This window comes from Leisingera sp., assembly GCF_034669605.1.
Lineage (GTDB): Bacteria > Pseudomonadota > Alphaproteobacteria > Rhodobacterales > Rhodobacteraceae > Leisingera.
The window spans coordinates 1-22,973 of record NZ_JAXMOX010000063.1; the positions used below are offsets into that span (position 1 = coordinate 1).

A 22,973-nucleotide genomic window follows, 5' to 3' on the forward strand; every position below is an offset into this window, starting at 1 on the left:
AGGCTTTGGCTTGGGCAGAGCGCCATCTTTCTACTCCGCCGCAGGCAGGATGCGGCGCGACCGCTGGGCCTGGGCCGTGTAATCCTCCTGCCAGCCTGTCGGCCCGTTCGACAGGCTCACCTGCACCGCCGTCACCTTGTATTCCGGGCAGTTGGTGGCCCAGTCCGAGAAGTCGGTGGTAATCACGTTGGCTTGCGTGTCCGGGTGGTGGAAGGTGGTGTAGACCACGCCGGGGCTGACGCGGTCGGTCAGCTCGGCCCGCAGGGTGGTCTCGCCCGAGCGCGAGGCCAGTTTGATCCAGCCGCCCTGTTTCACCCCCCGCACCTCGGCATCGTGCGGATGGATTTCCAGCACGTCCTGATCGTGCCACACCACGTTGTCGGTACGCCGGGTCTGGGCGCCCACGTTGTACTGGCTGAGGATCCGGCCGGTGGTCAGCAGCAGCGGGAAGCGGGGACCGGATTTTTCGTCTGTCGCCACATATTCGGTGACGATGAACCGGCCCTTGCCACGGACGAAGCCGTCCACATGCATCAGCGGCGTGCCTTCGGGATGCGCCTCATTGCAGGGCCATTGGACCGAACCCTTCTCCTCCAGCAGCGCGTAATCGACACCAGCAAAGGAGGGCGTGGTCGCGGCGATCTCATCCATGATCTGTGACGGGTGAGTGTAGGTCCAGCCCGCACCCATGGCATTGGCCAGCAACTGGGTCACTTCCCAATCAGCATAGCCGTTCATCGGCGCCATCACCTTGCGCACGCGGTTGATGCGGCGCTCGGCGTTGGTGAAGGTGCCGTCCTTCTCCAGAAAGGTGGAGCCGGGCAGGAACACATGCGCATAATTCGCGGTTTCGTTCAGGAACAGGTCATGCACGATGACGCATTCCATCGCCGCAAGCCCCGCCGCCACATGTTTGGTGTCCGGGTCGGATTGCAGGATATCCTCGCCCTGGCAGTAAAGCCCCTTGAAGCTGCCGGCAACGGCGGCATCCAGCATGTTGGGAATACGCAGGCCGGGTTCGGGGTCGATCTCGACGCCCCAGGCTTCCTCAAAAACAGCGCGCACCTCGGGGCCTTTCACATGGCGATAGCCCGGCAGCTCGTGCGGGAACGATCCCATGTCGCAGGAGCCCTGCACGTTGTTCTGGCCGCGCAGCGGGTTCACCCCCACGCCCTTGCGGCCGATATTGCCGGTGAGCATCGCAAGATTGGCGATGCCCATTACTGCGGTCGAGCCCTGGCTGTGCTCGGTGACGCCAAGACCATAGTAGATCGCCCCGTTTCCGCCGGTGGCAAACAGCCGGGCCGCGGCGCGCAGCTCTGCCGACGGAACGCCGGTCAGCAATTCTGTTGCCTCCGGGCTGTGGCGCGGGTCGGAGACGAACTCGGCATAGACCTGGAATTCATCCCAGTCGCAGCGCTCGCGGATGAAGGCTTCGTCCATCAGCCCCTCGGTCACGATCACATGCGCCAGTGCCGTCACCACGGCAACATTGGTGCCGGGCCGCAAGGCAAGGTGCTGTGCCGCCTGGATATGCGGCGATTTCACCAGATTGGTGCGGCGCGGGTCGATCACGATCAGCTCGGCACCGGCGCGCAGGCGCTTTTTCAGGCGGCTGGCAAAAACCGGGTGGCCGTCGGTCGGGTTGGCGCCGATCACGATCACCACATCAGTATGCTCGACCGAGTCGAAATCCTGGGTGCCGGCCGAGGTGCCGAAGGTCTGGCCAAGGCCGTAACCGGTGGGCGAATGGCAGACCCGGGCGCAGGTGTCGGTGTTGTTGTTGCCAAACACCCCGCGGGCCAGTTTCTGCACCAGGAATGTCTCCTCATTGGTGCAGCGGCTGGAGGTAATCACGCCGATCGACTTCTTGCCGTGCTTTTCCTGCAGCCCGCGCATCCGGTTGGCGGCGAAGCTCAGCGCGTCCTCCCAGGAGACCTCGCGCCAGGGCTCGTCGATGCTGTCGCGGATCATCGGGTTCAGGATACGGTCCTTGTGCTTGGCATAGCCATAGGCAAAGCGCCCTTTGACGCAGGAATGGCCGCGGTTGGCCTTGCCGTGCTTGTAGGGCACCATGCGCACCAGCTCATCGCCGTTCAGTTCGGCCTTGAAGGAGCAGCCGACGCCGCAATAGGCGCAGGTGGTGATGACGGAACGCTCAGGCGTGCCGAGCTCGATCACCGATTTCTCCTGCAGGGTTGCGGTCGGGCAGGCCTGCACGCAGGCGCCGCAGCTGACGCAGTCGGAGGCCAGAAAATCATCCGCGCCGGTGCCGGCGCTGACCCGGCTGTCAAACCCGCGGCCTTCGATGGTCAGGGCAAAGGTGCCCTGCACCTCTTCGCAGGCGCGCACACAGCGGTTGCAGACGATGCATTTCGAAGGGTCGTAGCTGAAGTAAGGGTTGCTGTCGTCCTTGGGGATGTACTGCGGGTTGGCCTCGCCGTTCTGGCGCGCCTCGAAATGATTGGTCATGCCGCCCGCCGCAGGCGGCTGATACCGCACATCGCGCAGGCCGGTGGCGCCAGCCATGTCCTGCAGCTCGCAATCGCCGTTGGCCGCACAGGTCAGGCAGTCCAGCGGATGATCGGAGATATAGAGCTCCATCACGCCCTTGCGGATCTTCTTCACTTTCTCCGACTGGGTGCGCACCACCATGCCCGGCGCCACCGGCGTCGTGCAGGAGGCAGGGGTGCCCCGGCGGCCGTCGATCTCGACCACGCACAGGCGGCAGGATCCGAAGGCCTCAAGACTGTCAGTGGCGCACAGCTTGGGGATCTGGAATCCCGCCTCGGCAGCGGCCCGCATGACCGAGGTGCCCTCGGGCACGGTAATGTCAAAGCCGTCGATGGTCAGTGAAACCGGGGCGCCCTCGCGCGCGGGGGTGCCCATGTCGCGGTCATTGTCCCAGGGGATAATCAGGTCTTTCATTCTGCGGCCTCCTTGGCGGTGGCGAAATCGTCGGGGAAATGGGTGAGTGCGGACATCACCGGGTAAGGGGTGAACCCGCCCAGAGCGCAAAGCGAACCGTCCGTCATCGTCTCGCACAGGTCGGTCAGCAGCGGGATGGCGCCGGGGTCGCCGGCGGCGATGCGGTCGATGGTTTCCACACCGCGCACCGCGCCGATCCGGCAGGGGGTGCATTTGCCGCAGCTTTCCACGGCGCAGAATTCCATCGCAAACCGTGCCATCTGCAGCATGTCGGCACTGTCGTCGAACACCACGATGCCGGCATGGCCGATCAGCCCGCCTGCGCCGTCGAACTCCTCATAGCCGAAGGGGGTGTCGAATTTTTCGAGAGGCATATAGGCGCCCAGCGGCCCGCCGACCTGCACCGCCTTCACCGGCCGGCCGGAGGCAGTGCCGCCGGCGATGTCCAGCACCAGCTCGCCCAGCGGCATCCCAAAGCCAGTCTCGAACAGCCCGCCGTGCTTCACGTTGCCGGCAATCTGCACCGGAATGGTGCCGCGGGACCGGCCCAGACCGAAGTCGGCATAATGCTGCGCGCCTTTTTCAAAGATCACCGGCACGGTGGCGAGGCTGATGACGTTATTGACCACGGTGGGCTTGCCCAGGAAGCCTTCCAATGCGGGCAGCGGCGGTTTGGCCCGCACCACGCCGCGCTTGCCCTCAAGACTGTTCAGAAGCGAGGTTTCCTCGCCGCAGACATAGGCGCCCGCACCGCTGCGGATTTCCATATCAAAGGCCCGGCCCGACCCCAAAACATCGGCGCCCAGAACGCCGTTTGCACGGGCGATGCGGACGGCCTCCTGCATCACACGGATGGCATCGGGATATTCCGACCGCAGATAGACATAGCCCTTGGTCGCGCCAACGCCGAGGCCGGCAATCGCCATCCCCTCGATCAGGCAGAAGGGGTCGCCTTCCATGATCATGCGATCGGCAAAAGTGCCGCTGTCGCCCTCGTCGGCGTTGCAGACGATGTATTTCTGATCCGCTTCGGCCTGCCGCACCGTGTTCCACTTGATCCCGGTCGGGAACCCCGCCCCGCCGCGGCCGCGCAGGCCGGATCGGGTGACCTCTTCAACAATCTCCGCAGCCTTCAGACCCGCTGCCCGGCGCAGCCCGGCCAGACCGCCATGTGCCTGATAGTCCTCCAGGTCCAGCGGATCAGTCACGCCGCAGCGGGCAAAGGTGAGCCGGGTCTGCCTGGCGAAAAACGGGATCTCCTCAACCTTGCCCAGGCCCTTCAGCGTGCCGTCCAGCAGCGCGGGCACATCGGCGGGTGTTACCGGGCCATAGCCCTCGCGGCCTGCGCCGCGGTCAATCTCCACCAAGGGCTCCAGCCAGATCATGCCGCGGGTGCCGTTCCGGATCAGTTCGATTTCCAGCCCGCGGCTGGCGGCCTCGGCAATGATCGCAGCGGCCACGTCATCGGCGCCCAGCGCCTTGGCGGCGCTGTCCATGGGAACGTAGATCTTCATGCCCCGGCCTCCGCCAGCAGGTTCGCCATCCGCGCTTCGTCCACGCGGCCGTGAACCTTGCCGTCCACCATGGCGGCCGGGCCGCAGGCGCACAGCCCCAGGCAGTAGACCGGCTCAAGGGTGACCGCGCCATTTGCGGTTGTGCCGTGCCATTCGACACCCAATCGGGCGCGCGCGGCCTCAGCCAGCGCATTGCCCCCCACCGCCTGGCAGGCCTCAGCGCGGCAAATCTTCACCACATGGCGGCCTGCAGGCACCTCGCGGAAGTCGTGATAAAAACTTATCACCCCATGCACTTCCGCCTTGGATATATTCAGCGCATCCGCAATCAGCGGCGTGGCCTCCTGGGGAATGCTGCCACACGCTTCCTGCAATGCGTGCAGAATGGGCAATAGCGGCCCTTCAAGGTGCAGATGGTCCGAGATGATTGCGCGCAAGTCCTGATCGGACGGCGCTGGCGTTTCAGGGTGCATAGCTGGCCTCCGGCAATTTGCCTGAGAAAAACCAGAACGTGTATAGTTACATCAATATCGCTATTTCGTTGAGCGATAGGGAGTTTCTATTGATCGGCCTTCGACATCCGCCGCGCTTCGGTCAGAAGTGCCTTTAATACAGGGGTATGAGGCTCCCTGTACGGGGCAACCAGCCCGACCGTGTGAACGACTTCGGCCGCCTCCATGGGAATGATTTTCAGCGGTTTTCCCGCTGCCAGAGACCGGGCCATATCCGATGGAAGCACGGTCATCCAGCCGCCGTCCTCCACATTCACGGTAAGAACAATGGTCGAATTCGACTCGATCCAGGCTTCCGGGCTCACACCTGATTCTCGAAAATTCTTGTCGATGATCCGGCGGTTCTGCATATCCGGCGTCAGCAGGCACAGTTTCTGCCCGTTCAGTTCCGCCCAGCCAACCGTCTTGCGGTCCGCGAAAGGTGAAGCGCGATGGCACACCAGCATATAATGCTCCCGGTACAACGGCACCGAGCTGACCTTGCCCATGGGTTCATTGTCGAGATAGGAAATACCTGCGTCGACCGAGAAATTCTCGATCATCGAGAGAATCTCCGCCGAGGTGCGCGATAGAATCGTGAACCGCACATTGGGATGTTTTTCACTGAACCGGGCTGTCAGTTTCGCCGCCCAGGTCAGCGCAGTCGGAATCACGGCGATGCGCAGCTGGCCGGTCAGGCCATGCCGGGAAAAGCGCATCTCCTCCTTCAGCTGCCGCGAATCCCCGACGATTTTCCTGGCCCAGATCAGCGCGCTTTGCCCCTCTGGAGTGAGCCCGCCATAGCGTGATCCGCGGAAAATCAGCTGCACACCCAGCTGCTCTTCCAATTGTTTGACGCCCGCAGACAGCGTTGGCTGGGTAATGCCAAGCGCCGCTGCGGCGCGCCCGAAATGTTCTTCTCTGGCGACCGCGATGTACATCTCAAGTTTATCGAGCATGATGGAATTTTTCTATCAATGTTGGGTATTTCAATACATCTACCGGAATGGTTGCAGTTTGACTGCACTGGAAACCGGCTTGCACGGCTGCCTTTGCGGCGCGTGGCTGGCTTGGCACAGGTTTCCCGGGCGTAGCGCGCAGCATCGGCTGGCGCCAATGAAACACCCAAGCGGGAAACCCGCGGGGTCAGAACCCGGCCAGCCACCCCGCGCCACGTCATCCGCAGATGTTCACTACGACCCTGGTTTGGCGAACCTTTCTCCAGCTTCGGTGAGAATGGAATCCAAGGGAATGTCATGCGGTTGCGGGAAAATTGTAGGAAGCCGCGCGCTATCCAGGCCGATGCCGATAGTAAAGGGGCGCGGCGATACTGCCGCGAGGGTCCGGTCAAAATATCCGCCGCCATAGCCCAGCCTGAAACCGCCAGAGGCCCAACCCACCAGCGGCGCCAGGGTGATTTCCGGAGACAGCATGGGGGATCCGGGCGGCGGAGCCGGAATGTTCCAATCGCCCCGCACCAGCTGCGTTTCCGGTGTCCACAGCCGGAACACCAGCGGCGCAGCCTTGGTTTCGACGATGGGCAGGGCAATGGCGGCGCCCTCGGCGTGCAACTCCGCCATCAGCGGGCGCAGGTCGGGTTCGCCCTTGATCGGCCAGTAAAACGAGATGACACGCCCGCCTGCCCCACCGAACCGGGTCCGGAGCAGCTGCCGCAAATGACCGGACAGTGCAGCGCCCGCCGCCTGGCGGGCCGCAACCGTCATGGCAAGCCGGTCTGCCCGCAGCCGGCTCCGTTCGGACTTCCGCCAGCGGGCAACCTCCGCGCCCTCCTGCGGGGCGGAGGGCTGCGAGCCGTAAAGGCCGGTTTCCGCCGCCATGCAGGGCGATGAGGCATAGCCTTTCTGTTCAGGCGGGGTATCAGACTTGCCGCTCATTGGACTGCTCCTTGGCGGGGCGGCAACGGCCGGCCCAGGACGCGCTCAGCCCCGGCAACGATGTCCGCGATACGCTTGGCAGCCGGCACGACCCCGCGGATGGCACCCGCACCCTGGCCTGCAAACAGGGCCATTGCCTCAAGGTCGCCGGTGGTGGTCCGCAGAGGGGAATCCGTGCTGAACCGCAGCCGCGGCTGGGCGCCGTCCCAGGCGATTGCCTCCCGCGGGAGGGCGTCCGGATCGTGGCCCAGATAACTGCCGCCGAGCGCCTTGGTCACGCTGTTCTCCAGCACCCGCACCGCCGCGCCTGCCGGCCAGTTCAGCACGAAGACATCGGTCAGGACAGTGTCCGCGCCGGTGGCGGCCGCAACTCGTTCCTTGTGGTAAGGGTGGGCAAAGGCTTCTTCGGTTGCAAGGAAGGCAGTGCCGCACTGGATCCCGGCGGCGCCCATTGACAGAAACCGGGCCAGGTCTGCTCCGGTGGAGAGGCCCCCTGAGGCAACAACCGGTACGGACACGGTTTCCAGGATTGCTTCGGTAAGGCCGCGGAGCGGGCGGCGGCCATGGACGTGGCCGCCCGCCTCGATGCCCTGTGCGATAATCACATCCGCGCCGGCGGCTTCGGCGGCGCGCGCAGCCTCAACCGTGCCAACCTGGTGCAGGACAAGGCGGCCTGCCGCCTTCACCCGGGCAACGGCCTCGGGTACAACATCCCAGAAGAAGGTAAACGCAGGAACCCCAAGGTCCAGGCAGCAGCCGAGTTGCGCGTCGAGCAGGGCGGGCTCGGTCGCCGCGGGGATGACATTCACCGCAAAGGGGCGGTTTGTTGCAGCCCTGAGCCGGGTGACCTCTTCGGTGATCAGCGCCGGGCTTTCGCGCACCATCCCCAGCATGCCAAAGCCGCCAGCGTTGGCGACGGCTGCGGCCAGTTCCCAGCGGGACACGCCGCCCATGCCCGCGAGAAGAACCGGGTAATCGCATCCCAGCAGACCGCAAAGAGGGGTGTGCTGAAGGTTGTTGCCTTTTTGGCCGCTCATTTCAACTCCACTCCCCTTGTTGTCATACCGTGAATATGGCGCCCGGGCTAAGCCGTTCCACTCCATCTTTTCCCTGCGCAGCAGTCAGCGCCGCAGGTGTGCCGGCAAGGTCCGCGGCATGCGGGTGCACAGCATTTACGAATGCTGTGGCTGCACCGGCCTGACCGGCTTGCTTTGACTTTGAAGCTACGCGCCGGAATTGGTACAGTAAATACCTATTTATGCTGAAAGGGAGCTGCATGCGTCTTACATCTTTCACCGATTACGGCCTTCGAATGCTGATGAGGATGGCAAGCCAGCCGGGGCAAGGGTTCTCGACAGCCGAACTGGCCGCTGAGTTCCGCCTGTCCCGGAATCATCTGACGAAGATCATGCAGCGGCTGGCGCGTGCCGGACTCGTTGAGACCCGGCGTGGCGCCGGTGGCGGTGCCTTTTTGCGGATGCCTGCGGAAAATATCCGCCTTGGTGATGTCGTGACGCTGCTGGAGCAAGGACAGGCGCTGGTCGAATGCTTTGGCGACGGCGGGGGCGATTGCACGATTGACGGCCGCTGCCGTCTCAAGGCCCGCCTGCGTCAGGCGGAGGCAATTTTCCTGGATGATCTGAACCGGACAACACTTGCAGATATTGCATTACCGGCTCAAACCGCAGCTTGAGACGGCTCCGGCTCGCACCGGAAATGCGCGCCCTTGTCCTCACTGGCCTGCAGGCCGCCGGTGACAGATCCGTTGGAAATCCATACCGCCTCAGGCCACCCTTGTTCGGGATATGGCCAGGTCCATCCACGGCCTGAACAGCTTGCAGAAGCTGATGCTCAAACCCAAGGGGGCGCCAAACGGGGTGGCGCTCTGGTGGCAGCAATCGCGTTTCTGACCGCTGCCCAAGCCAGCCAGATAAGCAAACCCGGACGAGGCGGCCTGTTCCGCGCGCCCCTAACGGGCTTCATCTTCAGGCAGCCAACCGGTTTTGCGCGCCTCGCAGAAGCAGACCGATAATGTCACTGCGCGTGAGAATGCCTGCCAGGCCGCCATCATTTGTTACCGGCACGGTTTGCACCCCATGCTGCGCAAGCCGGTTCAGGAGAGTGCCGACCGGAAGGTCATGCGGGACACTGCCGGCAGGCGGCTGCATCACATGCTTCGCCGTCAGTTTGCCCTGGCGTACGGGGCGGAACTTTCGGCTGCCCTCCCGTATCAGCGCATCGATCAGATCGCTTTGCAGGATCAGTCCGACGAATTTCTTGTTGCCGTCCACAACCGGAAGACTCTTGATGGAATGGCGGCGGAACAACTGTGCAATCTGCGCCACTGGTGCATCGGGCGTCACAGTGATCAGGTTCTGCGTCATGATGCTGCCGCAGGTAACACCATCAAACCGGTGCTGCGCGGCCTCCTCCTCCGCGGCGGCAAGCAGCCGCCCCAGATCGGCTACGCCGATGTTGGTGGATTGATTGAAACGCTCCAGCAACTCTTCCAGCTCGTCATTGCTGAGACCCAGGCGGATCTCTTCCGGCTGCACAGGCGCCTCCACGGATTGGCGGAACGGGTATTTTCGGCCTGTGGCCCGGTTATACAGCACGCCTGTCAGGACCAAAGCAGCCGTCAGAAGCCCAACTGGCACAATCGCAAAGGCAAATCCCGCTTCAAGGACCGGCACCGGGTCCAGTGCCGCCAGCAAGGCAATTGCCCCGCCAGGGGGATGCAGGGCCCGCGCGATTATCATTGCAAAGATCGCTGCGGCCACAGCCAAGACCGGTCCCCAGGGCACCGGCACAGCTTGCAGGACCGCAACCGCCGCCACGGCGGAAATAACATTGCCGCAGATCGCCGACCAGGGCTGCGCCAGCGGGGAGTTCGGAACGGCATAGATCAGGACTGCCGAGGCGCCCAGAGGGGCGAGCAGGCGCATTGGAACGCCTGCGATCTCCGGCCAGGCAAACGCGAACATCGCGCAAACACCCATCCCGGCCGCAGCACCCGCCGCCGCGCGCAGGGTTTCCCGCAAATGTGCTGGCGGCAGTGCCGGAGAAAGATGACGCAAGAGATTTGAGTTCAGCTGCATGGTCCCGCCTGCCCGGAAATGAATCACCCGCCGGCAACCTGCACATAAAACAGTCATTATGAAAACATTTTTTGCCCGGCAACGCTGCAGCGGCGGCCGGTGCGGCACACAGATGTTCTGCCAGCGATGCTGCAGCCCTGACGCCATTGCCGGCTGCCCCGGAAATCCGGAACCCTAGCCAGGAAGACGGCATGCTAAGCCGCGTTTCGTCCTTGTTTTCCAGTCAAAGACCGGATGCGGCATGCGGTTGGCGGGCCGAACGGGACCGGCTTCGCAATTTTCAGCCTGTCTCCCGCACAGCATAGGCAGGTCCTTGCAAGCGCACCGAGCTGTGGCAAATCCAAAGAAAACACTGCCAGGACCCTGACCGCTGCCCGTACCCAGCCCGGGTTTCCCTGCCGGCTCACCAGGCAGGTTACGGATGTTCTGGCGCCTCTGGCAAAGTCAGCAATGGAATCAGGTCTTCCTTATTGCTGATCAGATCGGCGACGGTGCTGCGGTCGAGGACGCACTGAAACGCATTGACCGCGTCGGCAAAGACCCCTCGGAGCCCGCATTGAGGCTGGATCAGGCATTCGCCGCAATTGGCAACTTCAAAGCTTTCTTCCATGACCCGCACGACTTGCCCCACATTGATTTCGCTTGCCGCCTGTCCGAGTTTGATGCCGCCGTACCGGCCGCGAATGCTCATGACGTAGCCTTGCCGGACCAGCTCGCTGACGATCTTCATCAACGAACTATGCGGCAGACGGTAGATGCGGCTCAATGTCTCAATCGAGTGCAGCTCTTCGGGTTTGGACGCCAGGAAAATAAGAATTCTCAAGGCGTAATCCGTTGTCAGGTTCAGCTTCATCCGGGGCTCCGATCGCGTTTTTAATATTCATTTGGGTTGCATATTTCAATCCTCCAATCATACATGCAACCAGCCTGAATGATTCAGGCGGAAACCCCACGATGCAGGCCGCGGGTCTGCCAACGGACAAATCAGGAGCGTGCAATGGCACAGCCACTCAGCCAAACCACCATCGACACCGTAAAGGCGACTGTTCCGGCGCTGGCGCAGCATGGGCGCGAGATTGTAGCAGAGATGTACGACAGGCTGCTGGCCGACCCGGAAATCCGCACATTGTTCAACCAGTCGCATCAGAATGGCGACTCCCCGCAGCACGCAGCTTTGACCAACGCGATTCTGGCCTACGCCCAGAACATCGAAAACCTCCCGGTGATGGCCGCAGCGGTGGAACGTATTGCAAACAAGCATGTCGGCCTGCAAATCGAACCCCGTCATTACGATCATGTTGCCAGCGCCCTTCTGGCCGCAATCAAGGCGGTTCTCAAAGAGGCGGCGACCGAGGAGGTGATCCGCGCCTGGGGCGAAGCCTATTGGTTCCTGGCCGATATCCTGATCGGCCGCGAAGAGCAGCTGTACCAGGAGACCGCAGCGGCCCGGGGCGGCTGGCGGGGCTGGCGGGAATTCCGGATCGACAGACGGATCCAGGAGAGTGCAGACGTCATGTCATTCATCCTGAAACCCGTCGACGGCAAGCACGTGCTGAAGCACAAGCCGGGTCAGTATCTTTCCTTCGATCTTGATCTGCCCGGAACCGGCAAGCTGCGCCGCAACTATTCGATTTCCTCCGGTCCATCGAATGACTTCTACCGGATCACGGTAAAGCGCGAGCCAGTCGGCCTGGCAAGCACCTGGCTGCATGAACAGGCGGCCGAAGGCACCGTGCTCAACGCGGCGGCTCCGGCCGGCGAGTTTTTCCTGAAGAGCGGACAGGAGACCGAAGTTGTGCTGCTGTCGGCCGGTGTCGGCCTGACGCCGATGATTTCCATGCTCGAACTCATGGCTGCAAACAACCGCGCTGCGACCTACCTCCATGCCACACACAATGGCAGGCATCACGTCATGCCGGATATCGCCCAGTCCTTGTCCCGCCGGTGCGTCACCTTTTTCGAGAACCCCAGTTCCGAAGACCGGGCAGCCGCGAACTTCGACGTGGAAGGCCGTATCACGCCAGAGTGGCTTGCCCGGAACACCAACACTGATCGGGCTGAATACTACATATGCGGACCCAAGGGTTTTATGGCGATGGCCGTGAATGGCCTCAAATCAGCTGGAGTTGACGAGGATCGCATCTTCTACGAATTCTTCGGGCCGGCCCAGGAATTCGACGCTGCGTAGCAGCAACGGAACCGCGCGCGAGCGCGCGGTCTTCCGGACCGGGCAGCCGTCCAGGGTAAAACACGATTGCCGCAACCCCATTGCCGCAATCCCTGTGAGGGTAAGGCCGGCCGCATCAGCTTTGCGGGTGGCAGCGGCCCAGGCGGCGGGCGGCTGCCAACCGGCGCAATTGAAACACTCGACACCAGCCCATTGAAAATGGCTGGATAATCAGAGGCTTGTGCGAAGATTAGTGGCGGACCGAGGAGGATTCGAACCCCCGACCCCTTGATTCGTAGTCAAGTACTCTATCCAGCTGAGCTATCGGTCCACTGCGGCGGGGTTTAATCATAGCACCGCACAGGCGCAACCCCAAAAGCCAAATTTGTTTCGCGCGTCCGGCATATTCCCGCCCGCCCGGCTGCAGGTGTCAGATCGTGCCGTCGCCCTTGGGCAGGCAGATCTCGAACACTGTGCCGCCGGGGCTGGTTTCCTTCAGCACAACCGATCCGCCATGGCCGCGGGCCAGTTCGCCCGCAATGGCCAGGCCCAGCCCGGTGCCGCCCTTGCGGGCGCCGCCCTGGAACGGAGTGAACAGATTGTCCTGCGCCCTTTTCGGCAATCCCGGTCCGGTGTCGGAAACGGTAATGTACCAGGCGTCCTCTTCCTCGCGCGCATCAACCGTGATCTGCCCCGGCTTGCCAGTGGCGATGATCGCCTGCCGGGCGTTGCGCACCAGGTTCATCACGATCCGGAACAGCTGTTCAGAATCGGCGCGCAGCATCATTGCTTTGGGCACGGCATTGACGATCCCGACCAACCCGCTGTCCGCTGCCAGCAGCTCGCTTTCGGCAATATCCGCTGTGATCTCATGCAGGCAGACCACTGCAAAAGTGGGCGATGGCTCTTCCGCGCGCCCGAACGCCAGGGTGCCCTCGCACAGGGACACCGCACGGGTGATCGAATTCACCAGCTTCGGCGCCAGGCGGCGCACCAGGGGATCCTCGCTCATCTCGATCCGGTCGGTGAACAGCTGCGCCGAGGTCAGGATGTTGCGCAGATCATGGCTCACCTTGGCCACAGCACCGCCCAGCTGCGCCAGCCGCTCGCGCTGTTTCAGCGCGTGGGTCAGCTCGGTTTGCAGCTGCATCAGCGCCTCTTCCGCCTCGCGCAGCTCCACCACTCTGGAACTCGGGTGGATGATGCCGCGGGCATCTTCCGGCGCCGCCGCATAGCGCTGCATATAGCCGACCACCCCCTTGATCGGCTTCACCAGCACAATCCGCACCGCGACAAACAGCAACAGCGCCGTGAAAACCGAAATCACCGCCGACAGAGCCAGGATCCGCACCCCGTAATCGATCATTGCCGCGCGCAGCGGCGCGGTTTCCATGGTGACCTCGATCAGGATCCCGGCATCGCGCACCGGCGCACCGATCACCCGGATGATTTCATTTCCGGGACGGGCCATGCGCAGCATTGCATCGCGGATCAAGGTCATCGCCCCGGCCTCACGCAAATCATAAGTCCCGGTGATCGGCTGCGGGATCGGCGAGGCCAGCATCAGCTGGCGGATCTCGTCGCGGCGCAGCACCACGTTGAAAACGCCCGCGTTCTCCAGCAGCTCCGCTTCCAGCTCCGTCTCCAGCATATCATCGGCCAGCAGTGCCAGCGATGCGATCTGCGCCCGCTGCAGCCGGTCGGCCAGATAATCCGCGCGGAACCGCGCAATCGACGGCACAAAGATCAGGATCTCGGCCAGCATCACAAAGACCGTGGTCAGGATCAGAAATCTGCCCGAAAGCGTGTTGAGCATTGCGCTGCCTTTGCCTCAAGGAATCCAGCGCTGAACCAATCGCACTGCGCGTTTCACAAGACTACTCTCAAACAGCCGCGGGGTGAAATAGGCCCCTGCCACCCGTTTGTTAACCTCACTGATAGAGGGGTAAGGCGCAACCATGGCTGCAATCTGGCTCATTTTCAGGCGGTTGGCCAGTGCAAGCGACCACAGGCTGATCAGCTCGCCCGCCTGATGGCCCGCGATGGTGGCCCCCACCGGACGGCCCTTGAAAACCATCACCTTGATGAAGCCCTCGGCTTTGCGCTCGGCAATGGCGCGGTCGTTGTGGCTGTAGTCAAACCGGGCGACCTCCAGCTTGACGCCGTAAATGTCCCGCGCCTGCGCTTCGGTCAGCCCGGCCTGCGCCAGTTCCGGGTCGGTGTAGGTGGCCCAGGGGATGTGGCTGGTCTTGGCCTTCGACGGCAGGCCGAACAGGGCAGATCGGATGATAATACTTGCCTGATAGCCCGCCACATGGGTGAACTGCAGCCCGCCGGCCACGTCGCCGATGGCATAGACCCGCTTGTTGGTGGTCCGCAGGCTGTCGTCCACCTTGATACCGTTGGCCCGGGCTTCAATCCCGGCCGCCTGCAGGTTCAGCCGCTCCGTATTGGCCTTGCGTCCCACCGCCATCAGCAGATGCGTGCCCCTGAACAGGCTGCCGTCCCTGGTCTCCACCTCAATCGCGCCGGCCTGGCCGCCGATGCGCGAGACCATGGCGCCCTCCGCGATCCCGACCCCTTCAGCGCGCAAACGATTCAGCACCAGCGCCGCCGCTTCCGGGTCATCCTTGCCCAGCGCCTTCAGCCCTTCGATCACGGTGACCTTGCAGCCAAGGCGGACATGCGCCTGCGCCATTTCCATGCCGATCGGGCCGCCGCCGATGATCAGCAGATGCTCCGGCGCCTCGCGCAGGTCAAACAGGGTCTCGTTTGTTTCAAAAGGCACCTTGTCCAGCCCCGGGATCGGCGGCACCAGCGGCGATGATCCGGTGGCAATCACCACCCGCCGCGCCGTAATCCGGTGCGGACCTGCTTCGACTTCCGCCGGAGAGACGAAACGGCCGAACTCGCGGATCACCCGCACGCCAAGGCGCTCGAACCGTTCCTGGCTGTCGGCCGGGGCAATGGTGCCGATCACCGCCTGCACATGATCCTTGACCGCGGCATAATCCGGCTGCGGGCGCTGATCCGCCACCCCAAAGACTTGGGTATGCGCCTGCCTGTGCGCTGCCTTGCCGCTGGCCAGCAGCGCCTTGGAAGGCACACAGCCGTAGTTCAGGCAGTCGCCGCCCATCTTGTGGCCTTCCAGCAGAACAACCGATGCCCCCATCTGGCTGGCACCGGCGGCCACTGACAGCCCGCCCGACCCGGCGCCGATCACCAGTAGATCACATTCAATGCGGCTCATGTTCAGGTATCCTTGCTGTTTTTGCCGCGCAGGGTGCCGCGGACGGATTTGACCAGGATCGGCATTGCCGCCAGCACGCAGAGCCCCAGGATCGGCCCGATTACATGCGGCTCCCACAACAGGCTCAGATCCGGCTCGCCGCCGCGGTCGAACACCGCCCCCACACCGACCCCGATCCAGGTAAAGACGATGGCGCCCGGAATGATCCCCGCCGCCGTGGTCCACAGGAAATTGCGGAACTTCACCCCCACCAGCGCAGGCAGCAGGTTGGCCACGAAAAACGGCACCGCCGGCACCAGTCGCAGCAGCAGCAGCACCTCCACCTCATTCTCGCGCAGCGCCTGTTTCAGCATCTGCACCCGGCCTTCTGCCGCTTCCATCTTGGCGGTCAGCATTGCCCCCAGCCCCCAGCGCGCCGCCAGAAAGATGCCCGCAGCACCTATGGTGGCCGAGATCACGTTGACCGCGGTGCCCGCCACCAGCCCGAACAGGAACCCGCCGGTGACCGACGCCACCGCAGCTCCTGGCAGCGAAAACAGCACGATCGCAATATAAAGGCCCATGAACAGCGCCACGAGACCCGGATAATTCCGGTCGCGGAACGCCATCAGCGCCTCGCGGTTCTCGCGCAGCGTGTCAAAGCTCAGGTGGTCTTGCAGCGTCACCGCCCCGATCAGCGCCACCGCCGCCACGGCAATCAGCGGCAGGTGACGGGCCAGGCCTGGCTTGGCGCCCGGCTGGTCCTTCGGCCGGGAATCGGTTTTAGGTGTCTCGCTCATGTCGCTCCTACGTCCGTCTCTGTAACAATGCCTTTTTGCTACGTGTTAAATGGCCCGGGCGCGAGGCCGGGCAGCCCTGTCTCACGGCGGCTTGATCATCTCCCCCCGGATTCGTGAGGTTTGTGGCAGAATCACCGCTCCTATGTTACTTCCGCCCTGCCCGGAGGCGGTCCTGGCGCGGTTTTTGGCAGAAATGTTGCACCCCCGGGTCCCGCACCGCCATGCGTACCGGCGTTTTCTTACCCCAAAAGGTGTTTTCTCACCTCGCAGGGTTTGACTTACCCGCCGTTCCCTCCTAAAGACCGGGCTTCGAGATAGACCCCCGGGAAGGCGATTCCGCGCCCTGCCCGAAGATACAATGTGGAGACCGGAGCGATGAAACGCACCTATCAGCCTTCGAACCTGGTTCGCAAACGCCGCCACGGCTTCCGTGCGCGCATGGCCACCAAGGCAGGCCGCAAGATCCTGAATGCACGCCGCGCACGCGGTCGTAAAGAACTGAGCGCATAAGCTCAGTTCCCGCATCGACGGACATGACACCGCCGGAGACCCCCAAGGATGGCCAAGCTGCCCGCGGGGATCAGTCTCCGGCGGTGTCCGTTTGTGCATCTGGTACTGCGCCGCAGATCGAAGTCATGGCCAAGCGCCGCGACTTCCTGGCCTGCGCCCGCCCGCCCGCGCGCAAGCAGGGCACCAAGGCAATGATGCTGCAGGGCCGCGACCGCCGCGACGCTGATGGTATCCGCGTCGGCTTCACCTGCTCCAAAAAGGTCGGCAATGCAGTGGCCCGCAACCGCGCCAAGCGCCGCCTGCGCGAAGCCGCGCGGATGGTGCTGCCCAGCCATGGCCGCGCCGGTTGGGATTATGTACTGATCGGCCGCGCAATGGAGACCGCCCAGCGCCCCTTCGAGGATCTGAAGCGCGACCTGATCTACGCCCTGAGAAAGGTCCACGGCACATAAGGCATTGCGTCACGCGGCCTCTGTCCGCATTGCGCAACCGCCGCCCTGCCTCTATCTTTGCACGATGACCCTGCTGGCCCGCTTCTTTGCAATCCCCGTGCATGCCTACAGGCTGCTGTTCAGCCCCTGGGTCGGCTTCAACTGCCGCTATCAGCCCACCTGTTCTGCCTATGCTTTGGAAGCCCTGGAAAAACACGGCGCCATCCGCGGCGCCTGGCTGACCGCCCGCCGGATCGGGCGCTGCCATCCCTTCGGCGGCGACGGCTATGACCCGGTCCCCGGCAGCAAGGACTGATGCCGGGACACCTTTTTTCCTTGGCAAAACGCAATTCCTCGGCTAGGGCGCGCCCATGCTTGATGATGACCTGGACGAAATCCATCCGCTGTTTGCCGGCGCCCCCTCGACCACCGAGTTCAAGAAACTCCGCAAACGCATCGTGCGCTATGCGCGCGAGGCCATCGACCAATACGGCATGGTGGAGCGCCGCACAGACGGCAGCACCCCGAAATGGCTGGTCTGCCTGTCCGGCGGCAAGGACAGCTATACCCTGCTGGCGGTTCTGTATGAGCTGAAATGGCGCGGCCTTCTGCCGGTGGATCTTCTGGCCTGCAATCTGGATCAGGGCCAGCCGGGCTTCCCCGCCACCGTGCTGCCGGAGTTCCTGGAAAAGATGGGTGTGCCGCACCGGATCGAATATCAGGACACCTACAGCATCGTCGTCGACAAGGTGCCCGCCGGGCGCACCTATTGCGCGCTTTGTTCGCGCCTGCGCCGCGGCAACCTCTACCGCATCGCGCGCGAGGAGGGCTGTTCAGCCGTGGTGCTGGGCCATCACCGCGACGACATCCTGGAAACCTTCTTTATGAACCTGTTTCACGGCGGCCGCCTGGCGACCATGCCGCCCAAGCTGGTCAACGAAGAAGGCGACCTGTTCCTGTTCCGCCCGCTGGCCCATGTGGCCGAGGCCGACTGCGAAAAATTCGCCCGCGCGATGAATTATCCGATCATCCCCTGCGATCTCTGCGGCAGTCAGGACGGGTTGCAGCGCCAGCAGGTGAAACAGATCCTGGATCAGTGGGAATCAAACAGCCCGGGCCGCCGCCAGGTGATGTTCCGGGCGCTGATGAATGCCCGGCCCTCGCACTTGCTGGACCCGAAACTGTTCGATTTTACAGGTTTGGAACTGAAGAACCCGGATTCCCGACCGGAATTAACGGAAATTCCCGAGTTGCGTTAACTCCCGGGTTAGATCAGCACCTTAATCTCATGCCGGAATGACTGGCTGCAGACGAAAGGTCTGAGAATGACAAACACGGGATCAGGTCTCCTGGGACGGCTCCGGAAAATCCTTGCTCCGGCACTTTTCGGGCCTCCTGCGCTCGCTATCCTGCCTGCCCTGACCCTGGCCGCCTTCTGGCTTGGCGGCGAAACCGCGCTGCTATCGATGGCGCTTGGCCTGCCGGTGCTGATTGCCGTTGCCGGCGGTTTCACCAAACAAGGCGGCGGCATGGCGCGCGACAGTGTCACCGGCATGCTGCTGCGCGACGGGTTCGAGCATGAGACCGCCCGCATCTACGAGGACTGCGCGGACACCGATCTGCGCTCTGCCGTCTTCGTCCTGGAGCTCGATGACTACAAGGAACTGGCGGACCGCCACGGCCTTGAGGCCGGCGACCGTATCGTCCGGCACTGCGGCGCGCAGATTGCCTCTGTCCTGCGGCAGCACGATACCATTGCCCGGATCGGCGACAGCCGGTTTGCCATCTGCCTGGCCCCGACCCTGCAACTGGACCTGGAACTCTGCATCCAGCTGGCCGGCCGGATGCAGACCGCCGCCGAGGAACCTGTGCCGCTGGACGGCACCAGCATCTACGTCAGCTCCTCCATCGGCTTCTGCCAGCGCACCCGGGCCCCGGGAAAGACCGGTTCCGACTGGACCGGCGCCGCCGTGACCGCCCTGGCCGAGGCGCAAAGCAACGGCCCCGGCGGCATCCGCGCCTTTTCGGTGGATATGTCCAAGCGCATCGGGACCCGCTCCAACCTGCGCGAAGAAGCCGCTTCGGCGCTGGAATCCGGTCAGATTCAGGCCTGGTTCCAGCCGCAGATCTGCACCGACACCGGCCGGGTTTCCGGGTTCGAGGCGCTGGCCCGCTGGTCGCACCCGGTGCAGGGGCTGATCCCGCCGTCGGCCTTCCTGCCGGCGCTGGAAGAGGCCGGGCTGATGGACCGGCTGAGCCAGGTGATGCTTTACAATTCCCTGGTCGCCATAAAGGCCTGGGATGCGGCCGGCGTGCAGGTGCCCCGCGTCGGGGTGAACTTTGCCACCCAGGAGCTGCGCAACCCTGGCCTTGCCGGCCGAATCCAATGGGAGCTTGAACGGTTCGAGCTGCCGCCGGAGCGCCTTTGCGTGGAAATTCTGGAAACCGTGATGACCGATCAGCCCGATGGTGTGATCACCCGCAACATCCTCGCTCTCAGCGAAATGGGCTGCCACATCGACCTCGATGATTTCGGCACCGGCCATGCCTCCATCGCTGCGGTGCGCCGTTTCAATATTTCCCGCATCAAGATCGACCGCTCCTTTGTGATGAAGTCGGATCAGGATCCTGAGCAGCAGAAACTGATCTCCGCGATCCTCACCATGGCTGAACGCCTGGACCTGGAAACCCTTGCAGAAGGGGTCGAAACCGCGGGCGAACACGCGCTGCTGGCGCAGCTTGGCTGCGGCCATGTGCAGGGCTTCGGCATCGGCCGCCCGATGCCGTTCGACCAGACGCTGGACTGGATCACCGCCCATCAGGCCAAACTGCAGGACACGCCCGTGATCGGCCGCCAAACCCCCTGATTGTTCAAATCCTTCGATTTTCTGCAGCAGCAGGGCCCTATGCCGCCCCCGCGCGCCGCGATTCTGCTTGACCTTTGCGGCCCACCTCTGTTGAACCCCACGTGTCCTTCCCTACACGAGGTGGCAGTCCCCAATGGACGATCAGAACAAAAATCTAATTCTCGCAACCGTACTCAGCTTTCTGGTGATCCTGGGGTGGTACACCTTTTTCCCGCCGCCAGAGCCGGAACAGGCGCCGGAAACCGCGATCAGCAGCACCGCCCCTGCGGGAGACGCCGCGCTGGCCCCCAGCGCTTCGGCTGATGCGGTGGCAGAAACCGCCCCGGAAGGCGCCGAAGCCCCGGATGCGCCGCGCGTGGCCATCGACACCGCGCGCCTGGCCGGCAGCATCTCGCTGCAGGGCGGCCGGATCGACGATCTGTCGTTGAAAGACTACCGCGAAACGCTGGACGGGAACTCCCCGATCGTCAAATTGCTGAAACCGGTGGGCGACGCCGGTGCCTATTACGCGCTTTACGGCTGGGCGCCGGGCGCGGGTCTGTCGCTGGACGACGTGCCGGGGGCCAACACCATCTGGTCCGCCCCGGCAAACGCCGCCCTGACCGCGGACAGCCCCGTCACCCTGACCTGGGACAATGGCAAGGGCCTGACTTTCAACCGCACCATCGCGGTGGATCAGGACTACATGTTCTCGGTCACCCAATCCGTCACCAACGCCTCCGGCGGCAGCGTTTCCCTGGCGCCCTATGGCACCCTGGCCCGCCACGGCCAGCCGGCAGACCTGAAGAATTTCTTCATCCTGCATGAAGGCCTGGTCGGCATGTCGGACGGTGAGCTGGCCGAGATTGATTATGACGACATGGCTGATTTCGAGCCCGATCCCCGCGACGGCTCCAAGGCCGAGGTCCGCCAGGTCGCCGAAAACGGCTGGATCGGTTTTACCGACCACTACTGGATGTCGACGCTGATCCCCACCCCGGGCCAGGGCTTCCGTTCGATCGCCAAATTCGACGAGCGCCGCGAGATCTACCAGACCGACATCGTGCTGCCGACGGTGTCCGTGGCTGACGGCCAGTCTTCGGACGTAACCACCCAGCTGTTTGCCGGCGCCAAGGAATGGGAAGCCATCCGCGGCTACGAAAAGGCAGGCATCGCAGGCTTCCTGGACGTGATCGACTGGGGCTGGTTCTTCTTCCTGACCAAGCCGATGTTCTGGCTCTTGCACAATCTGAACGTGCTGATCGGCAACATGGGCTGGGCGATCATCGGCCTGACCGTTGTCATCAAGATCCTGGTGTTCCCGCTGGCCTATAAATCCTATGCCTCGATGGCGAAGATGAAAGAGCTGCAGCCGGAGATGGAGAAGCTCAAGGAGCGCGCCGGCGACGACCGCCAGAAGATGCAAAAGGAGATGATGGAGCTCTACAAGAAGGAAAAGGTGAACCCCGCCGCGGGCTGCCTGCCGATTCTGATCCAGATCCCGATCTTCTTCTCGCTCTACAAGGTGATCTTCGTCACCCTGGAACTGCGCCACGCGCCCTTCTTCGGCCCGTTCCAGGACCTCAGCGCGCCGGATCCGACCTCAATCATGAACCTGTTCGGGCTGCTGCCGATTGCGCCCCCCGCGCCGGAAAGCATCCTGGCGCTGGTCTTCATCGGCATCCTGCCGATCCTGCTCGGCATCTCCATGTGGCTGCAGCAGAAACTGAACCCGGCCCCCACCGATCCGACTCAGCAGATGATCTTTGCCTGGATGCCCTGGGTGTTCATGTTCATGCTCGGCGGCTTTGCCTCCGGCCTGGTGGTCTACTGGATTGCGAACAACACAATCACCTTCAGCCAGCAGTACCTGATCATGCGCAGCCACGGCTACAAGCCGGACGTGTTCGGCAACATCAAGTCGGGCTTCAAGAAGAAGCCTAAGGCAGAAAAATGATGCCAGCCACCCTTGCTGAAATCTGGCGGCACCCGATCAAAGGGATCGGGGCCGAACCACTGCAGCAGGTCCGTCTTGAAAAAGGCGGGCCTATGCCGTTGGACCGGGCCTGGGCGGTGCTGACCGGCAAGGCCGAGGACACTGGCGCCTGGCAGCATTGCCGCAATTTTGCCCGCGGCTGCTTTGGTCCTGAACTGATGGCTGTCACCGCCGAAACGGCTGAGACCGCACAGGGGCTGCGCATCACCCTGCGCCACCCCCGGCAGGATGCGATCACGCTGGATCCCGCCACGGACGGGGCACGGCTGATCGACTGGCTGACCCCCCTGTACCCCGCCGAACGCCCGCAGCCGCATACGCTGATCCAGGCCCCTGCGGGGGGCATGGCGGATGCCAGTTTCTCTGCCGTGGCAATCCTGTCGCGCAGCTCCCTGGCGGCGCTGGGGGACAAGCTGGAGCAGGATCTGGACGTGCGCCGGTTCCGCGGCAACCTGTGGCTGGACGGGCTGGCGCCCTTTGCCGAATTTGACTGGGTTGGACAGGAACTGTCCCTGGGCGAGGTCCGGCTGAAGGTGGTCGACCGCATCACCCGCTGCCGCGCAACCGAGACCAACCCCGAAACCGGCAGCCGCGATGCGGACACGCTGAAGGCGCTGCGCACGCATTGGGGCCACACTGATTTCGGCATCCGCGCCGAGGTTCTCAGCAGCGGTTCCGTCAAACGCGGCGACACGCTGGAGGTTCTGTAATGCAGATGCAATTTACCCTGGCCGAAGCCCCGGATGATATTTCCGCCGAAAAGGGCCGCAAGCTGTTTGCCGGCGAGACCGAATTCCTGAAAGGCGTGGTCGCGATGAACGGCCTGCCCGACGCCGACCGGCTGGAGGTCTGCTTTGCCGGCCGCTCCAATGTCGGCAAGTCAAGCCTGATCAACGCGCTGACCGGCACCAAGGGCATCGCACGGGCCTCCAACACGCCGGGCCGCACCCAGGAAATCAACTTCTTCACCCAGGGGCCCGAGCTGTATCTCGTCGACCTGCCCGGCTATGGCTACGCCAATGCGCCGCTGAAGGTGGTGGAGCAATGGCAGAAACTGGTGAAGCGCTA

General features: G+C 63.4%; 21 protein-coding genes and 1 tRNA gene. 10 read left to right on the forward strand and 12 right to left on the reverse strand.

Translation table 11 applies throughout. The features are described 5' to 3' along the window. Positions 1–30: 30 nt before the first annotated feature. From fdhF to VOI29_RS09955, 6 genes are all read right to left on the reverse strand, one after another. Entirely contained in the window at positions 31–2,928 is a 2,898-nt protein-coding gene (gene fdhF, locus VOI29_RS09930; protein WP_323778305.1) for a formate dehydrogenase subunit alpha, read from the reverse strand. Beyond that, positions 2,925–4,442: an NADH-quinone oxidoreductase subunit NuoF gene (locus VOI29_RS09935; RefSeq protein WP_323778307.1), complete on the reverse strand. Its 1,518-nt coding sequence runs from the start codon at positions 4,440–4,442 to the stop codon at positions 2,925–2,927. The genes fdhF and VOI29_RS09935 overlap by 4 nt, the downstream gene beginning before the upstream one ends. Continuing rightward, positions 4,439–4,915 carry a formate dehydrogenase subunit gamma gene (locus tag VOI29_RS09940; protein ID WP_323778309.1) on the reverse strand — a complete coding sequence of 159 codons (477 nt, stop codon included), beginning with the start codon at positions 4,913–4,915 and terminating at the stop codon, positions 4,439–4,441. The genes VOI29_RS09935 and VOI29_RS09940 overlap by 4 nt, the downstream gene beginning before the upstream one ends. An 86-nt stretch (positions 4,916–5,001) precedes the next feature. Then, positions 5,002–5,892: a LysR family transcriptional regulator gene (locus tag VOI29_RS09945; RefSeq protein WP_323778310.1), complete on the reverse strand. Its 891-nt coding sequence runs from the start codon at positions 5,890–5,892 to the stop codon at positions 5,002–5,004. 234 nt (positions 5,893–6,126) lie between these two features. Continuing rightward, on the reverse strand, positions 6,127–6,828 hold the full coding sequence (locus tag VOI29_RS09950) for a 5-formyltetrahydrofolate cyclo-ligase (RefSeq protein ID WP_323778312.1): 702 nt from the start codon (positions 6,826–6,828) through the stop codon (positions 6,127–6,129). Next, positions 6,825–7,865 carry a nitronate monooxygenase gene (locus VOI29_RS09955; RefSeq protein WP_323778314.1) on the reverse strand — a complete coding sequence of 347 codons (1,041 nt, stop codon included), beginning with the start codon at positions 7,863–7,865 and terminating at the stop codon, positions 6,825–6,827. The genes VOI29_RS09950 and VOI29_RS09955 overlap by 4 nt, the downstream gene beginning before the upstream one ends. A 239-nt stretch (positions 7,866–8,104) precedes the next feature. Here VOI29_RS09955 and VOI29_RS09960 point away from each other — a divergent pair, with 239 nt between their 5' ends. Continuing rightward, positions 8,105–8,521: an Rrf2 family transcriptional regulator gene (locus VOI29_RS09960; RefSeq protein ID WP_323778316.1), complete on the forward strand. Its 417-nt coding sequence runs from the start codon at positions 8,105–8,107 to the stop codon at positions 8,519–8,521. Between the two features lie 292 nt (positions 8,522–8,813). Here VOI29_RS09960 and VOI29_RS09965 read toward each other — a convergent pair whose 3' ends face one another. Together VOI29_RS09965 and VOI29_RS09970 are read right to left on the reverse strand one after the other, a co-directional pair. After that, entirely contained in the window at positions 8,814–9,926 is a 1,113-nt protein-coding gene (locus VOI29_RS09965) for an HPP family protein (RefSeq protein ID WP_323778317.1), read from the reverse strand. A 415-nt stretch (positions 9,927–10,341) separates the two neighbouring features. Further along, on the reverse strand, positions 10,342–10,779 hold the full coding sequence (locus VOI29_RS09970) for an Rrf2 family transcriptional regulator (RefSeq protein WP_323778319.1): 438 nt from the start codon (positions 10,777–10,779) through the stop codon (positions 10,342–10,344). A gap of 144 nt (positions 10,780–10,923) precedes the next feature. On the opposite strand from VOI29_RS09970, the gene hmpA reads away from it, so the two are divergent. After that, positions 10,924–12,114, forward strand: coding sequence for an NO-inducible flavohemoprotein (gene hmpA, locus VOI29_RS09975; protein ID WP_323778321.1), 1,191 nt, complete (start codon positions 10,924–10,926; stop codon positions 12,112–12,114). Between the two features lie 233 nt (positions 12,115–12,347). On the opposite strand, the gene VOI29_RS09980 is transcribed toward hmpA, so the two are convergent. From VOI29_RS09980 to VOI29_RS09995, 4 genes are all read right to left on the reverse strand, one after another. Beyond that, a tRNA-Arg gene (locus tag VOI29_RS09980) sits at positions 12,348–12,424 on the reverse strand. A gap of 99 nt (positions 12,425–12,523) precedes the next feature. Continuing rightward, entirely contained in the window at positions 12,524–13,909 is a 1,386-nt protein-coding gene (locus VOI29_RS09985) for a HAMP domain-containing sensor histidine kinase (RefSeq protein ID WP_323778323.1), read from the reverse strand. A 15-nt stretch (positions 13,910–13,924) separates the two neighbouring features. Continuing rightward, positions 13,925–15,343 (reverse strand): dihydrolipoyl dehydrogenase family protein, encoded by a 1,419-nt coding sequence (locus VOI29_RS09990; protein WP_323778325.1) that lies wholly within the window; start codon positions 15,341–15,343, stop codon positions 13,925–13,927. A gap of 2 nt (positions 15,344–15,345) precedes the next feature. After that, positions 15,346–16,122, reverse strand: coding sequence for a TVP38/TMEM64 family protein (locus VOI29_RS09995; RefSeq protein ID WP_323778326.1), 777 nt, complete (start codon positions 16,120–16,122; stop codon positions 15,346–15,348). A gap of 375 nt (positions 16,123–16,497) precedes the next feature. On the opposite strand from VOI29_RS09995, the gene rpmH reads away from it, so the two are divergent. From rpmH to yihA, 8 genes are all read left to right on the forward strand, one after another. Then, the gene (rpmH, locus tag VOI29_RS10000) at positions 16,498–16,632 is read left to right on the forward strand and encodes a 50S ribosomal protein L34 (protein ID WP_008554144.1); all 135 of its coding nucleotides are present in this window, start codon (positions 16,498–16,500) and stop codon (positions 16,630–16,632) included. Positions 16,633–16,655: 23 nt separating this feature from the next. Further along, positions 16,656–17,084 (forward strand): ribonuclease P protein component, encoded by a 429-nt coding sequence (gene rnpA, locus VOI29_RS10005; RefSeq protein WP_323778336.1) that lies wholly within the window; start codon positions 16,656–16,658, stop codon positions 17,082–17,084. Between the two features lie 64 nt (positions 17,085–17,148). Continuing rightward, a complete protein-coding gene (gene yidD / locus VOI29_RS10010) occupies positions 17,149–17,379 on the forward strand; it encodes a membrane protein insertion efficiency factor YidD (protein ID WP_323778338.1) in 231 nt (76 codons plus the stop codon). A 55-nt stretch (positions 17,380–17,434) separates the two neighbouring features. Beyond that, entirely contained in the window at positions 17,435–18,322 is an 888-nt protein-coding gene (gene ttcA, locus VOI29_RS10015; RefSeq protein ID WP_323778340.1) for a tRNA 2-thiocytidine(32) synthetase TtcA, read from the forward strand. A 66-nt stretch (positions 18,323–18,388) separates the two neighbouring features. Next, positions 18,389–19,930: a bifunctional diguanylate cyclase/phosphodiesterase gene (locus VOI29_RS10020; protein WP_323778342.1), complete on the forward strand. Its 1,542-nt coding sequence runs from the start codon at positions 18,389–18,391 to the stop codon at positions 19,928–19,930. 133 nt (positions 19,931–20,063) lie between these two features. Continuing rightward, positions 20,064–21,866 (forward strand): membrane protein insertase YidC, encoded by a 1,803-nt coding sequence (gene yidC, locus VOI29_RS10025; RefSeq protein ID WP_323778344.1) that lies wholly within the window; start codon positions 20,064–20,066, stop codon positions 21,864–21,866. Then, complete coding sequence (locus tag VOI29_RS10030; protein ID WP_323778346.1) at positions 21,866–22,615, forward strand: MOSC domain-containing protein; 750 nt, start codon at positions 21,866–21,868, stop codon at positions 22,613–22,615. Before yidC ends, VOI29_RS10030 begins: the two co-directional genes overlap by 1 nt. After that, the coding region (gene yihA / locus VOI29_RS10035; protein ID WP_323778348.1) for a ribosome biogenesis GTP-binding protein YihA/YsxC at positions 22,615–22,973 on the forward strand (359 nt) is incomplete at its 3' end. The genes VOI29_RS10030 and yihA, both read left to right, overlap by 1 nt.

Excerpts from the sequence above, each read along its gene's own strand:
- fdhF (WP_323778305.1), bottom strand. The coding sequence starts at position 2,928 with ATGAAAGACCTGATTATCCCCTGGGACAATGACCGCGACATGGGCACC.
- VOI29_RS09935 (WP_323778307.1), bottom strand. The coding sequence starts at position 4,442 with ATGAAGATCTACGTTCCCATGGACAGCGCCGCCAAGGCGCTGGGCGCC.
- VOI29_RS09940 (WP_323778309.1), bottom strand. The coding sequence starts at position 4,915 with ATGCACCCTGAAACGCCAGCGCCGTCCGATCAGGACTTGCGCGCAATC.
- VOI29_RS09945 (WP_323778310.1), bottom strand. The coding sequence starts at position 5,892 with ATGCTCGATAAACTTGAGATGTACATCGCGGTCGCCAGAGAAGAACAT.
- VOI29_RS09950 (WP_323778312.1), bottom strand. The coding sequence starts at position 6,828 with ATGAGCGGCAAGTCTGATACCCCGCCTGAACAGAAAGGCTATGCCTCA.
- VOI29_RS09955 (WP_323778314.1), bottom strand. The coding sequence starts at position 7,865 with ATGAGCGGCCAAAAAGGCAACAACCTTCAGCACACCCCTCTTTGCGGT.
- VOI29_RS09960 (WP_323778316.1), top strand. The coding sequence starts at position 8,105 with ATGCGTCTTACATCTTTCACCGATTACGGCCTTCGAATGCTGATGAGG.
- VOI29_RS09965 (WP_323778317.1), bottom strand. The coding sequence starts at position 9,926 with ATGCAGCTGAACTCAAATCTCTTGCGTCATCTTTCTCCGGCACTGCCG.
- VOI29_RS09970 (WP_323778319.1), bottom strand. The coding sequence starts at position 10,779 with ATGAAGCTGAACCTGACAACGGATTACGCCTTGAGAATTCTTATTTTC.
- hmpA (WP_323778321.1), top strand. The coding sequence starts at position 10,924 with ATGGCACAGCCACTCAGCCAAACCACCATCGACACCGTAAAGGCGACT.
- VOI29_RS09985 (WP_323778323.1), bottom strand. The coding sequence starts at position 13,909 with ATGCTCAACACGCTTTCGGGCAGATTTCTGATCCTGACCACGGTCTTT.
- VOI29_RS09990 (WP_323778325.1), bottom strand. The coding sequence starts at position 15,343 with ATGAGCCGCATTGAATGTGATCTACTGGTGATCGGCGCCGGGTCGGGC.
- VOI29_RS09995 (WP_323778326.1), bottom strand. The coding sequence starts at position 16,122 with ATGAGCGAGACACCTAAAACCGATTCCCGGCCGAAGGACCAGCCGGGC.
- rpmH (WP_008554144.1), top strand. The coding sequence starts at position 16,498 with ATGAAACGCACCTATCAGCCTTCGAACCTGGTTCGCAAACGCCGCCAC.
- rnpA (WP_323778336.1), top strand. The coding sequence starts at position 16,656 with ATGACACCGCCGGAGACCCCCAAGGATGGCCAAGCTGCCCGCGGGGAT.
- yidD (WP_323778338.1), top strand. The coding sequence starts at position 17,149 with ATGACCCTGCTGGCCCGCTTCTTTGCAATCCCCGTGCATGCCTACAGG.
- ttcA (WP_323778340.1), top strand. The coding sequence starts at position 17,435 with ATGCTTGATGATGACCTGGACGAAATCCATCCGCTGTTTGCCGGCGCC.
- VOI29_RS10020 (WP_323778342.1), top strand. The coding sequence starts at position 18,389 with ATGACAAACACGGGATCAGGTCTCCTGGGACGGCTCCGGAAAATCCTT.
- yidC (WP_323778344.1), top strand. The coding sequence starts at position 20,064 with ATGGACGATCAGAACAAAAATCTAATTCTCGCAACCGTACTCAGCTTT.
- VOI29_RS10030 (WP_323778346.1), top strand. The coding sequence starts at position 21,866 with ATGCCAGCCACCCTTGCTGAAATCTGGCGGCACCCGATCAAAGGGATC.